At 60.6% G+C, this 13,083-nt stretch carries 13 protein-coding genes and 1 pseudogene; 9 read left to right on the top strand and 5 right to left on the bottom strand.

Annotated elements, in window-relative coordinates; translation table 11 throughout:
- The first annotated feature begins 342 nt into the window (after positions 1-342).
- A complete protein-coding gene (locus tag I71_RS20595) occupies positions 343-651 on the top strand; it encodes a hypothetical protein (RefSeq protein WP_148294310.1) in 309 nt (102 codons plus the stop codon).
- A gap of 94 nt (positions 652-745) precedes the next feature.
- Here the strand turns inward: I71_RS20595 and I71_RS41080 are convergent, their stop codons facing one another.
- Together I71_RS41080 and I71_RS20590 are read right to left on the bottom strand one after the other, a co-directional pair.
- On the bottom strand, positions 746-1,129 hold the full coding sequence (locus tag I71_RS41080) for a lasso peptide biosynthesis B2 protein (RefSeq protein WP_083897286.1): 384 nt from the start codon (positions 1,127-1,129) through the stop codon (positions 746-748).
- 419 nt (positions 1,130-1,548) lie between these two features.
- On the bottom strand, positions 1,549-1,809 hold the full coding sequence (locus I71_RS20590; RefSeq protein ID WP_042697341.1) for a helix-turn-helix domain-containing protein: 261 nt from the start codon (positions 1,807-1,809) through the stop codon (positions 1,549-1,551).
- A 154-nt stretch (positions 1,810-1,963) separates the two neighbouring features.
- On the opposite strand from I71_RS20590, the gene I71_RS20585 reads away from it, so the two are divergent.
- Both I71_RS20585 and I71_RS20580 read left to right on the top strand, forming a co-directional pair.
- Complete coding sequence (locus I71_RS20585) at positions 1,964-2,503, top strand: hypothetical protein (protein WP_042697339.1); 540 nt, start codon at positions 1,964-1,966, stop codon at positions 2,501-2,503.
- 84 nt (positions 2,504-2,587) lie between these two features.
- The gene (locus I71_RS20580) at positions 2,588-3,067 is read left to right on the top strand and encodes a hypothetical protein (protein ID WP_148294309.1); all 480 of its coding nucleotides are present in this window, start codon (positions 2,588-2,590) and stop codon (positions 3,065-3,067) included.
- Positions 3,068-3,125: 58 nt separating this feature from the next.
- Here I71_RS20580 and I71_RS41075 read toward each other — a convergent pair whose 3' ends face one another.
- Positions 3,126-3,461: a hypothetical protein gene (locus I71_RS41075; protein ID WP_280109902.1), complete on the bottom strand. Its 336-nt coding sequence runs from the start codon at positions 3,459-3,461 to the stop codon at positions 3,126-3,128.
- The gene (locus tag I71_RS41070) at positions 3,451-3,600 is read right to left on the bottom strand and encodes a hypothetical protein (protein ID WP_280109901.1); all 150 of its coding nucleotides are present in this window, start codon (positions 3,598-3,600) and stop codon (positions 3,451-3,453) included. Before I71_RS41070 ends, I71_RS41075 begins: the two co-directional genes overlap by 11 nt.
- Positions 3,601-4,192: 592 nt before the next feature.
- Between I71_RS41070 and I71_RS20570 the strand changes: the two genes are divergently transcribed.
- From I71_RS20570 to I71_RS20545, 6 genes and pseudogenes are all read left to right on the top strand, one after another.
- Positions 4,193-5,701: a hypothetical protein gene (locus tag I71_RS20570; RefSeq protein ID WP_042697333.1), complete on the top strand. Its 1,509-nt coding sequence runs from the start codon at positions 4,193-4,195 to the stop codon at positions 5,699-5,701.
- Between the two features lie 48 nt (positions 5,702-5,749).
- Positions 5,750-6,821 (top strand): annotated as a pseudogene (locus I71_RS20565) (IS630 family transposase).
- Positions 6,822-7,204: 383 nt separating this feature from the next.
- Positions 7,205-9,595: a hypothetical protein gene (locus tag I71_RS37640; protein ID WP_148294308.1), complete on the top strand. Its 2,391-nt coding sequence runs from the start codon at positions 7,205-7,207 to the stop codon at positions 9,593-9,595.
- Complete coding sequence (locus tag I71_RS20555; protein WP_211098410.1) at positions 9,592-10,053, top strand: hypothetical protein; 462 nt, start codon at positions 9,592-9,594, stop codon at positions 10,051-10,053. Before I71_RS37640 ends, I71_RS20555 begins: the two co-directional genes overlap by 4 nt.
- Positions 10,050-11,672, top strand: a complete 1,623-nt coding sequence (locus tag I71_RS20550) for a site-specific integrase (RefSeq protein WP_211098408.1) — start codon at positions 10,050-10,052, stop codon at positions 11,670-11,672. Before I71_RS20555 ends, I71_RS20550 begins: the two co-directional genes overlap by 4 nt.
- A 436-nt stretch (positions 11,673-12,108) precedes the next feature.
- The gene (locus tag I71_RS20545) at positions 12,109-12,417 is read left to right on the top strand and encodes a hypothetical protein (RefSeq protein ID WP_148294306.1); all 309 of its coding nucleotides are present in this window, start codon (positions 12,109-12,111) and stop codon (positions 12,415-12,417) included.
- Position 12,418: 1 nt separating this feature from the next.
- Here I71_RS20545 and I71_RS20540 read toward each other — a convergent pair.
- A partial coding sequence (locus tag I71_RS20540) for an IS630 family transposase (RefSeq protein WP_042697319.1) occupies positions 12,419-13,083 on the bottom strand: 665 nt, incomplete at its 5' end.

Below are 13,083 nucleotides of genomic sequence, written 5' to 3'. Positions count from 1 at the left end.
TAATCTGCGCCCCTCTTTCACCTTCTCATACGACGAATTGGCTTTCCCTGCTGGTATGAACTTGAACTATCGTAGTGATCTTGAATCCCTATAATCCGGCGCGTCCCTCGCATTGATTGTATGATATCGCTTTAGCTCTCTAGCTGCACTCCCTCGACTTGTTGGGAAAGATTGGTGATGAACAAAAACTCTCAACTCTCTATCATAAAGCGGCCTATGGATTAATCATCTGCATTTTTGAACAAAGAGAACTCCTATGGACGCCTGCGAACCCCTTTCATACCACAGCAATAAATAGAACAAGATCGGTGTAAACGACTTCTACTCTGTTGCCAGGTGGTCATGCTGTGCAATCCGCGCCCGGCCCCCGCCGAAGCGCTGGCGGCCATTCGAACCGCGCGGGGGGGCGTTCAGGCGGGAATTGCTCCACGGCAGGGCATGCATGCTTTCGAGATGGCCACAAACGCCGTCGGCATCTCCGATCTCGTCTCCAATCTTCCGGGCGCGCGCGACCGCTTCAAAGCGGTGGAGCGGCTGGCTGCCAGCGCATCGGCTTTCGAGGTCTGGCGTCCCGATGATGTGCGGGAGACGGCCGACCTCGTGATGGCTCACCTCGGTGGGCTCTTTCCGGCGCGTCACTCCGCCGGCTGATCAGTGCTCCGCAAGGAAGAGCCGCCGTTTCCATTTGCCGTGGAACTGTCGATACGCTCTGTTGCCCTTGTGTTGAACCACAATCATGACGTTATCAAGACTGAGAAATACCCATTTTTCCGTGCAGTGTCCCGCCGCTCAGAAACGTCTCACGGCCCAGGCTGACCCAGGCGTGCGCGGAAAGACAGCCGCCTCTCTCAGATCCAGCGCTGAGATGCAGCCCTACATTCAAGCCGCGACATGAACGCATCGCCCGCAGGGCCAGCGCCTGCACCAGACAAAGAGCAGGCAAGGGCGACCTGCGCACCGCGCGGCTCACCGCCGCGGCGCATTGACGCGCACGCCCCCTCTCCTCCACCGTCCATCCCGGGGATCCGGCGGCTCTGCCTCCCGTGACGCGGGGACGCAGCGGCCGAAAAGCCACAACATACGACGCGCAGGCAGCAGCCGCAGGGTGGCGGACGCCAGGGTGATCCAGGCCAGGGCCTCACGCAGCGCGACCACCACATTCAGGCGATCGCCGAGACCTGGCGGATGGCGCGGCAGCGCAGCAGTAGCTACAATTGCGTATTTCGGGCGACTTGAACCTTCCGTTCGGAAGCATGCCCACCCAGACCGATGATCATGATCGGCGAACGTCATGGCCATCGTAAATTATTAAGAGGCTGACGGCGAATAGATATCCGGATGGTTTCCTCTAAACAGTTGAGGGCTGTGGATAAGCGGCTCGCCGAAGCGCTTCCAAATGGCTGGCGAAGGCGAGCCGCTTATCCACAGCATGACCACCCGGCAACAGAGCAGAAGTTGCTTACACCGATCTTGTTCTATTTATTGTTCTGGTATGAAAGGGGTTCGCAGGCGTCCGTCCGAGTTCCGTTTGTTCAAAAATGCCGATGCTTAATCCTTAGGCCGCTTTCTCCGAGCGAGTTGAGCGTTTTCGTTCATCACCAATCCTTCCAACAACTTGGACGGATGCACTTCGAGAGCCAAAGCGAGATCAACAATCATTGCGAGGGACGGATTGGACTTTCCGCGTTCAAGATCACTGAGATAGGTAACGTTCATACCAGCACGGAAAGCCAATTCCTCCTGTGAGAAGGTCTTGGAGAGGCGCAGATCACGCAGGTTGGAACCGAACTGGGTGGCAATGTCGTCCATCCCAAGGAATGCACGGTGTTGCGGCGCCAACCACCATCGGATATATCCGATGACGTTGATTCAATCGACCGATTGCCGATTGCTGGCGGCTCTGGCACGCCAAAGGGCGCATCGCCCGACACGGCAACCTTCCTGAGAGGCCCCGATGGCACGCATGCGTTTCCTGTTCCCTCTGCTGTTCGGCCTGCTCACCTTGCCGGTCCAAGCGCAGGATATTCCTAAACCCCTTGGGGTTCCCCTGGGCGCCGGCGTCAGCGACGTGAAAGCCGCTTTTGCGGGAAAATTCTTGGAGGAAGTTGGCGAGAACCGGTTCACCAACGGTCCGATGTTCGCGACATCGGGTACCGGCTTTGACGTGGAGGATCTGAACAAGGTCCTGTTGATCTTTGATCGGCAGGAGCGACTCGCTGCACTCCAGATGACCATGGGTACCGGTGGCTTCGGCAAACCCGCTTATGATCGGGTGCTCGGCTATTTGAAATCCCAATATCCAGTGATATCGAGTATCAATCCACGTGTTGGAGACAAAAAAGCGGTCTTTGAGATAAAAAATGCACGCATCAAAATTGACGCGCCGCACATGAGCTTCGACATGACCGTCACCTATATGGCCAAATCCTTTCATAAATCGTTCACAGACACAATCTCTTCTGAGAAGAGCGCGAAACGGAAGTCGGAGGCATCCCGCTTCTGATCCATAGCACCAAAATTTGTTTCTTGGCCTCCGCTCCAAGGCCGATGCATGCCCATGTCCTGTCCCACCCAGCATTGCGCAACAATGAACCACGCGGCTTCCGCCCATCGACCGTCGACCGATCCGACGCTCACCCATTCCGTGATCTTTTCCGCCTTGGCGGCGAAGCGAGCAGAGTTGGATGCACGAAGGCTTCAATTGTCTGAGCAGATGGCGGTTCTGGAACAGGATTTGGCCTCGCTCGAAGGAGCAATGCGGCTTTTCGTTGCGCCAGCTGATGCCCGGAATCCGGATTCGGTTCCCGACAGCCTTCCCTCCTTCCGGCGTGGCGAAATCGGGTTGGAGGCGATCACCATCCTGCAGACAACTTCCTACCCGCTGAGTACGCAGGAAATTGCCAAAGCCATTTGCATACGTCGGTTGGTTACCCTGGAACGCGAGGCCTTCACCGCCCTGGGACAGATGATCGTTGCCGGATTGCGGCGGGCCGAAAAGCAAGGGCTCGTACATGAGGTTGGTCGCACCGGGCGGCGAGCCCTGCTATGGTTCGCTCCAACTCGGTAACCGATTGATCGGCACTTCCTCTGGCCGAAGCGGACCGCCAATCAAGCCGGAGCCGCCCTCAACGTGACTTGATCATCATCCATGGCTCGGCATGTCCGGGACTGAACTGATCGACACACCGCGGCCAGATCTTCCGCTTCAGCACCAGCAGCCCGCACAGCTGCGATGTGGCGAGGTACAGTCGCACCCCACGGGTCGTGCGCTCGTAGATACCGCCCTGGGTAGCCGCGTCGACCCGCAGGCTTGGAGGGACGACCGACACCTCCAGGGCGACGGAGACCAGGAAGCCGACGATGGTGCCTGTAAACAGGGTGTGGAAGCTGTGACCACCATCAGCAGGGCTGCCGCCAGCATCGCGCTGACGACGCTCTCCAGATCGTAGGCTAGCCGTCAAAGGGAAAGTGCCCGGGTTCGTCGGGCAGCACGTCAGGGATGGTGGCCTGGAAGGTCGGGGTGAAGGCGGCCGATTCCGCCTGTAGCACGAAGATCAGAACGTAGACCTGCCAGACCTCGGTGACGAAGGGAAGCGCCACCCCCACCGGCCCGGTCGAGATCGAGCATGACCTTGGATTTGGCGAGTATAGCCATGAAGCGCTCCTGGGAACAGGGCCCGTTCACGCGCGAACCGTCGATGCCGCGTGGACGAGGCGGCCCCGCTTTATACCCGCGCCCTGGCAATCAAGGAGAAGGCGCTCGGCCAATCAAGAAAATAGGTTCAGAACCCGGCTGTTTTGGGTTGAAAGCGAAAATGCTGCCCCCTTCATCAGTGCTCAAAACGGTCGTTTTCGCGACATTCCGGCGCGGACGGCGTCATACGGGGTTGCCGTGTTGCAAAACTTGCCGCGTTATGATGTCGTGAAAGGGATGACAGAAACGCGACAGCCTGCACCCTCGCCGCACCTGATCGGCTACGCGCGGGTGTCCACCGGATTTTGACGTATGAGTGTGCATGTAGGATAGCGCCGTGGCGCCGATAGACAGGGATTGTAGCAATATCATAGTATTCCTGGTGACGAGGAGTGCTATCGAGGACCCTGGCCGGTGGCAACACGACACCCTGCGCCTCCGCCCCCACAATGGGTCGATCTCCAAAACCAATATGGTCCGCAGCTCGTCAAAGACCTCGTGACGGTCACGACGATTGACGGCGCGGCAAGGCGCACTGCCCAGAGTCTTGGAATTCGGCACTTCCTCCAGTGGCTTGCCAAAGATGGCGAGCCCGCTGCCGACACGCTTCGGGGCATTCTCATCGCGGCAGCTCCTGGAGACCTCTCCGAGGTTCAAGCGGTTCATCTGCTCGCTTCGGCCGTCAATCGGTGGATCGGCGCAATGTCGCGTGCCCCGAACACTGCAGCGCTCACGGTTCGCGGATATGCATACACCACCGCGAACACCCTGGAGGCGTTGGGGGCACTCCCAGATCGACGATATCCCCAATATCTGCATAGCCTCGTCTCGGTCCCTCGCGCGGTCGGCAAGGTTTCCACTCTCGGCCGCCTCCAATGGCCCGAGTTTGAAGGCGTCAACGGGATTGCGGCGAGAGAACGCCTCGGGCTCAACCTGGTCAGGCAGGCGGCGGTCGCCGAGTTCGACCGCCATGAGCGGTTCTTCCGCTTCGGTCAGGATGTCCTGGCCGGGCGTGCGACGATGACGCAGGCAGACGGCACATCGGGCATCCGGACGCTGCTGGAGGCAGAGCGGCGAAGCTGGGAGACGACGGGTCGGTCTCAGTTCGACCCGGTGAACGAGGTTTCTCCGGAGATCGCGGCACTGTTGGCGGATTTGCGGGATATCCGCATCTGGGAAGCCGCGGGGCTGTCCATTGGCAGTCGCATGGCCATGCTCAAAGACTTTGTCCTGCACAACGTGGCACTCATGTGCTGCGGCCCCACCTATCACGCCAGCATGATGGTCGCGGTGGTGTTCTGCTGTGATACCGGCTGGAACCGCCAGCCGATCTTGGGCCTCCCCCGCAATCCCTTCATTTTTCGAACTCGTTCAGAATGTGGCATCGCGACATCGGCCTTCGTCGAGTCCTTCAAGCGTCGCGCCGATCACGATGTTCTTGCCTATCTCGAATCGGCTTCTCCGGTATCGGGCTTGGCTGAAGAACGAATGCGCGGGGAATGGGATGCGACGATCAATGACTATGATCGGACTGGCGGGAGTGACGGGATATCCATCATGGACCGAACAGCACCCTTGCTGGATGTCCTCAACCGCTACCAGAAAATGACGGATGTGATTCGCGGTTTTGACCTTGGTCGGGCTTATGAAAAGGATTTTTTCGTCTATTTGGCCAGATCCGGAGGACTGTTTCGTTCAGACGGACGCAGCATTCGGGAAAATGGCCGCGGGAGCGTGCTGGCGCGCGATGGCGTTTCCTTCCAGTCCCTGCGCAAAACCTATCTCTTCCTGAGGGTTCGGGAGACGGGTTCCGTCACGGCAACGCAAACCATTGCAGGGCATACCAGCGGCAGCGTGCTGATGCCGCATTACCTGAATGATGCCGACATTACGGCGGAACTGGACCGCTCCATTCGCTTTTTCCAGAACGCCTGCCAAGCACTCATTCTTAGCGATCAGTCTATTCGGGTACACATAGGCCTGACCGCCGTCGAGCTAGTGCACTGACGCAGACATAGGATTCACAGCGGGCTGCTGGTGTGCGATTCTGTCGGCATGGCCCAAACCGTCAGCGTCATCGTTGGAGCAGAGGATCGCGCGCGTTTGACCGCGCTCCTCGGCGACCGCAACCGCCCGCACAAGCATGTCCAGCGGGTGAACATCATCGTGCTCTCGGCCGAGCGGCTGCCGGTGCAGGAGGTGGCGCGCCGGGCCGGTGTCAGCCGCCCGGGCGGTCTGGCGTTGGCAGATGCGCTACGCCGAACAAGGCGTCGATGGCCTGCTGCGCGACAAGACGCGCAAGCCCGGCCGGGCACCGCTGCCGCCCGCCACCGTGGCCAAGGTGCTGGCGCTGACCTGTTCGGAACCACCCGGCGCCGTGACACACTGGACCGGTCGGGCGGTGGCCAAGGCCGTCGGCATCAGCCTGCGCGCCGTGCAGCGCATCTGGGAAGCCAACCGGCTCCAGCCGCATCGGCTGCGCACCTTCAAGCGTTCCAACGATCCGGCTTTCGCCGCTAAGGTCGAGGACATCGTCGGCCTCTACATGGACCCGCCCTGCCACGCAGTGGTTCTGTCCATCGACGAGAAGAGCCAGATCCAGGCGCTCGACCGTACTCAGCCGGGTTTGCCGCTGAAGCCCGGCAAGTGCGGGACGATGACGCACGATTACAAGCGCAACGGCACCACCACGCTGTTCGCCGCGCTGAACACCCTGGACGGCACCGTGGTCGGCCGCTGCCTGCCCAAGCACACCCACAAGGAGTTCATCAAGTTCCTGAACGCCGTTGAGCGCGTGGTGCCGGTCGGCAAGGTGATCCACGCGATCGTCGACAACTACGCCACCCACAAGCATCCCAAGGTGCTGGAATGGTTGGCCGATCACCCGCGCTGGGTCTTCCATTTCACGCCCACCTCAGCCTCCTGGATCAACGCCGTCGAGGGCTTCTTCTCCATCATCACCCGACGGAGCATCCGGCGCGGCGTGTTCAAGTCCGTGGCCGACCTGCAGGACGCCATCGCCCGCTACATCCGCGAGCACAACAGGGCATCCAGCCCCTTCGTCTGGACCAAGCCGGCCGACACCATCCTCGATAAACTCAGCCGTTTGCCTGCACCTTCTGAATGAGTCAGTGCACTAGATTGGTTCCGCCGTCTTGCGGAAGCCTCAGGAATTTCCGCGGCCGTGGGATTGGAGCGCGATTCCACTTCAGAATCTACGCGGCCGCTTTATTTCTCGCCAACGGAAGACAATCTCCGGGATCTCTTTTTGGCCCATAAGGCGCTTCGAGCGGCACGACAGCAGGTCCACCCAGGACGATGGGCTGTTCAAGGGCTTCCCCTATTGGCAGCGGTGAAGGCCATCGGCCAAGCCATTTTCGGCAAAGGGCTGAAACACACCTACCGAGTTGTCGCCCGGCGAACCCAGCGCGCGTTGAACGATGGCAGCATCACGCTGCCCCCGATACTGGAGGGGTAGGGATGCATATTTGCGGTGCTGTCAGATCCGGTATGACCAGATTCGAATATGAGCGCATCCTGGCCGCCCAGGCGTTGCCCGAGCAGGTGATCGCCACAAAGAGAACCGCGGCGACGGCGCAATGGCACGACGGTGCGAGCCGCAATCTGCTCGATGACTGTTGGCTAATTGCGACGGAAGACGCGAACGTGAGGAAGGACAATACGCGCCTCACCCTCAGCTTTGACAGCGTGATTGATGTTGGCGGGATGACGCTCGCTGATGAACGATCGCGCCAGGACAATCTTTCGAAGAAACTCGTCTGTCTCATGGCCATGATGTATGGTGCTCGTCGCGGACCGCTATCCGCTGAGAGAACGTTCAGGTTGTCCTTGAACTTCGACTGGTACGTGCGGTGGCGCCGCAGTCGTGGTATGGAGTGGACGTCAGAGATTCGGCCGGAGCATTTTGATGCTTTCATAGAGTGCCTCGGGTCCGGTGACATCCTGGATCTAGTGCCGATAATGGACCGCCTTGACCACCTGACGGACAAGGCGCGAGCCGGGCGATTTTCGTTTCCAATCAGTAAAACCGTTGGGCGGTCAGTCCGAGTGGATTGGACATCCCTGGCCGGTTCTCTTGGTGTGAATTATTCTGCGCTATCACGATCAGCGAATTTCAGAACCGAATTGATAGGCCGGCTGCCGATTCTTGCGCCGGAATACGCGGCCGATTTAGCGGCGACGACCGCAATTCATCAGGAAGGTCGCGGCGATAAGAAACGCGCGGCCGATGCCGTCAAAGGACTTTTGCTCCCCTGGGTGTATCTGGCGCGTTTATCCAAAAGCGGGTTCCTTGGACACGATCCACTTTCCTTTGATCCATTTGAACGTGGCGAGATAGGCGTACATGCGAAGCGCATTGGCAAGGATGGCAATCGAACAGCAACGCTCCTTCCACGTGATTTCTTTGCGTTGCTCAATGCTGCTGCGGTCTGGGTAACACAATATGCGTCACACATCATCTATGCAGTGGAACAGACCCGGTGCCTGACTGATGTTTTATACCTTGATTACCGCCATTATAAGCGCGAGCGGGAACTCGTCCTTGCAGACTTCGACAGAATGGCTCCATCTGGCCTGCCCCTGTTGGCCCCAGATTGGTCTTCACGGTCGCACACGGAAGGGCGGCTAAGTGTAGGCGAGGCAGCCAAATACCTGATGACTGCCTGCGCCATCCTCATCGCGGGTTTTGGAGCTCGGCGGCTCAGGGAAACCACCAGTCTACAAACCGGTTGTCTTACGGAAGATATACCAGGCCTGTGTGAACTCACCATTTATATCGAGAAGACGTTGAGGGACTGTGACCGTATTCCGGTTCCTCATCTTGTAAAAGCCGCTGTGCAGGTATTGGAAGCCTTGACAGCGACGACCCGGGCCAAAACCGGTAATCGTTGGCTTTTTGAACTGATGAGAATGGGGCGGGGTGAACGGAAGAATATTCCATTTGTGCTGCATAAGACGCTGCCGGAATTTGCGGCATTGAACGGGTTGGCGCTGCCGGATGGCTGGGATAGCTGGGCGGTGAAGCCGCATCAGCTCCGGCGCGGATTCGCCGTGGCGTATTATCATGGTTTCGAGGCGTCATCGTTGGACGCGCTCAGTAGGTTTCTGCGACATTTCCTGCCCGAGATGACCAGGGTCTATGTAAACGAGGCCCTGCCCGGCGCGATAGGACGGTTGCGGGAAGAGATTGCCGCTCGTACCCAGGTCGCCCGCGGCGCAATGTCGGCCGAAGACCGGCAGTGGCTGGTCGATGCCAAGAAACTGCTCGACGATCTCGCTGACCGCGGCGCCGTCTTCAACGAGGTCCGCTGCGAGGCCCTGGTTCACCGCATGCTGGCCATGTGGGACGGCGTCGAGACCCCCATTGGCCAGGGGGCGAAGAGGCTCTACGGCGATCTCGACGGCATGGTGGCCAAGGCGTCCGCCGAGGTGCGCATTGGCTCCCGCTCCAATCACCCCGAAGCCATCCGCCAGCCCTTGACCTCCCTGCTCCAGGACTACGCCAAGACCCATTACCTGGAGCCGGTGCCGGGCCATGCCGCTCATTGCGTCTGCCGACCAGGCGATGCCGATGACTTGGCGCAGGCGGCCTGCCTCCGGGCCAAGGCTGGACATCGTTCGCCCTGGCAGTCGGGCGGGCCGGTCCACGAGGACGTTCGGCCGGATTATGCGTTCAGCAGCGTCTATGTCTGCCTCGGTTGCCCCCACTGCGCCGCTTTCAAGGCCGATCAGCATGTCCTCGCCAACACTCTGGAACGGCTTGAGGATGCCGTCGACCGTGGCGCTACTCCGGCATCCCGAGAATCTGCTGCGGATAAGCTGGCGCGATTCAAGGGAGCCATTGCCGCGGCCAAGGCTGCCACCAAAGGGAGGGCGTGAGCGTGGATACTCCGACCTGGGACACCGAGCTACCGCCAGAGGCGGTGAAGCGCCTACGGCCGGAGGACAAGGGGTGCCGCGCGGTGACGTCACTGACCAGGAAGGTCGAGACTCTGGAACGCTGGGGTCGTAACGGCATCCCGGCGGGCATGGCTGAGACCGTGCCATGGGACCGCGCCAAGTTGCGCCGCTGGGCCGATGTCAGGCTCGGCCTTTGGCCGTGGGCCGATCCCCAGGTCGATGCCAAGGATGGTCGGAATGCCGCCCTGATGGAGCGGTTCCGCCGCGCTTTGAAGGTATTGGAGGTGCGAGCCAAGGATCGGGGCGCCAACCTCAAGCGGGAGCTGGAGGCCAAGGACCGCATCATCGCCAACCTGGAACGACAGAACGCCGAACTGCTCGACCAGATCCGCCAGCTTCAAAAGATGGTGGGCGTCCAGCCGGTGGTGCGGAGGTGACCATGGTGGTGGTGCCATCGGACTTCCGCCTCACCTTCGCCGATGATGGGTTTCGCTGGGCTGGCGAGCGCCGCCCCGGCCTGCCTATCTTGCGTTGGCCTGACGGCCGCCTGTGCGAACCGGTGCTGGCTTATTTCGGCTACTCGGCCGAGGTCGCCCGGGTGCGAACCAGCTCGATGAAACCGGAAGCCTATGCCCTCCGCGAGTGGCTGGCCTTTCTGACCTGCAAGGGCAGGCGCTGGGACGAGGCTGACGACCTTCTGCTGCGCCAGTGGCGGGCCTGCCAGCGCGACGCCATCTCGGCGGGCGATATCGAGGCCCGCCAGGTCGAGCGCAAGCTCGACATCGTGTTCGAGTTCTACCGCCTGCTGCCGCAGGCGCTGCCCTTCGACGAGCGCGGCGAACCCCGGCGACTGTTCGTCGGTCGGGCGAGTGCTCGCGGCAGCGTGTATTTCCCCATCACCAGCAAAACCACCCTGGGACCGAAGGCCGAGGTGCGGGAGATGTGGTCGGGAGCCGAGCGGGTTGGCAAGATGCGGACCAAGCGCCCGACGCCGGACGAGTTTCAAGTTGGCAAGATCCTGACTTGGCTGCGCGCCAAGGCCGACCGCCAGACCACTCAGCGGGCCGGGGACGATGCTCAGCGTTGCCTGGGTTTGGAGGCCGAGCGGAAATGGCTGATCGGCCGCTGTATGGTCGATGGCGGCCTGCGCGCCCAGGAGGTTGCCGACCTGTCCCTCGACGCCTTGGCCAATGCACTGCGCACCGAATCCATCCCGGTACCCGCAGAGCCGCCTACGGCGGCCCGTGGCGGCCTTCACTCCCTCGATGTGCTGTCGGAAAGCCTGGAGGCGTGCTCGGCCCTGCTGGCCGCTCTGGACGCTCTGGAGGCGCGCCATCGCCGCTGCATCTACGTCGAGGTCACCGGCAAGGGCCGCAAGACCCGCATGGCGCCATTCGCCATCGATCTGGTGCGCGACCTGCTGGAGATCGGCATATGGACGGTGCGCCGCGAGCAGACGGCGGCGTGGGCGGTGCGCGACAAGAAGTTCCTGGCGCCGGGGCAGGCGTTCCTGTCGTTCAAGACCAAAGGGCCAATTCCATCAGGCGCTATCGCCGATCTGATGAAGGACGCCTTCAACGCAACGGGCATCAGCGGTAGCGGGCATCGGTTGCGTGCCCACTACGCAACCGTTACGGCATCCCGGCTGTGGGACGAGTGCTTCGCACTGAACGGCTACCGCTTCGACCAGACCGTGGTAAACATGGCGATGGAGCGGCTGGCCGAAGCGATGGGACACAGCCAGGTCACCACGACGGTGCGGCACTATCTGGACATGGCGTTGCTCCAGCACTTCGGCACGTCGAGCCGGGGCAAGTTGAACGTCGTGAAGGGTATCTGGGAGGCCGTCGTGAAGCGCCAGGGCGCCCTGTCTGAGGCAAAGATGCGGGTGATCCTGAAGGTCATTGACGGTCTGGCGGTGGTGCCGGACGGATCGGATCTTCAGGAAGTGCTGTCGATGACGCTGGACGATCCGGACCTCAATCCATCCTTGAACAAGCCTGCTACAACCGGAATGTCCAAGGCTGCCAAGCCCACATTGCAGGTCGTGAAATAGCCGTTCGGCCGACTTCAAGGCGAACCGCCTGCTTCGGGCGTGCGGGAAGTGGATCGCCCTGCCCGAAGGCAGGATCGATAGCGTGAAGGGCCACGTTTAATACTGCCCTATATTTAAACCCAGGCATGAACGATTATTTCTGTGCCAAGCGCTGGAGTATGAGGCGGATCATGGCGATGCGGCTGAAGGTGACGGAGGTGCGCAGGTACCGCTCGTAATGGCGTACCAGACGGCGGCCGCGTGTGATACCGCCGCAAGTTGGCTGGCCCCCCATATACCACCGCGGCCTGCCCATCCTGTGGGAATCGCGCGGACATTAGGATCCTGCACGTTACTTTCAACTGATATAGCATGGATGGCCTGCTTTAGCGTAAACTCTGGAGCATTCCGCCATTCTGCGATTCCGGAGGTTGCGGTCTCGCGAAGAGGGGAAGCCATGCTGTGTCAGGATCAGGGATACCAAGGAACAATGATGGCAAAGATAGAAATACCGGCGCCACTTATCGAAGCCGTCAAACACTCGCGTGTCATTCCCTTTCTGGGGGCGGGTGCATCCAAGGAGGCCATCGATCCGAGCGGAAATAGCCCCCCTGACGCCAACCAACTCCGTGACATTCTAGCGCAACGCTTTTTCGGTAAACCTATTCCGAACCGCGATCTGATGACCGTCGCTGAAATGGCCATCCGTAACGGCTCAGGCGAGTCGCTCGTCTTTGAAGAAGTTCGAAAGGTCCTAGTGCACTGACTCATTCAGAAGGTGCAGGCAAACGGCTGAGTTTATCGAGGATGGTGTCGGCCGGCTTGGTCCAGACGAAGGGGCTGGATGCCCTGTTGTGCTCGCGGATGTAGCGGGCGATGGCGTCCTGGAGGTCGGCCACGGACTTGAACACGCCGCGGCGGATGCTCCGTCGGGTGATGATGGAGAAGAAGCCCTCGACGGCGTTGATCCAGGAGGCTGAGGTGGGCGTGAAATGGAAGACCCAGCGCGGGTGATCGGCCAACCATTCCAGCACCTTGGGATGCTTGTGGGTGGCGTAATTGTCGACGATCGCGTGGATCACCTTGCCGACCGGCACCAAGCGCTCAACGGCGTTCAGGAACTTGATGAATTCCTTGTGGGTGTGCTTGGGCAGGCAGCGGCCGACCACGGTGCCGTCCAGGGTGTTCAGCGCGGCGAACAGCGTGGTGGTGCCGTTGCGCTTGTAATCGTGCGTCATCGTCCCGCACCTGCCGGGCTTCAGCGGCAAACCCGGCTGGGTGCGGTCGAGCGCCTGGATCTGGCTCTTTTCGTCGATGGACAGCACCACCGCGTGGCAGGGCGGGTCCATATAGAAGCCGACGATGTCCTCCACTTTGGCGGCGAAAGCCTGATTCGTGGACCCCTTGAAGGTGCGCAGCCGAAGCGGTTGGA

Origin of the sequence: Azospirillum sp. B506 (assembly GCF_000333595.1) — a bacterium.
Classification (GTDB): domain Bacteria; phylum Pseudomonadota; class Alphaproteobacteria; order Azospirillales; family Azospirillaceae; genus Azospirillum.
The sequence above is the reverse complement of the archived record's forward strand: the minus strand, read 5'-3'. Positions and strand labels throughout refer to the sequence as shown.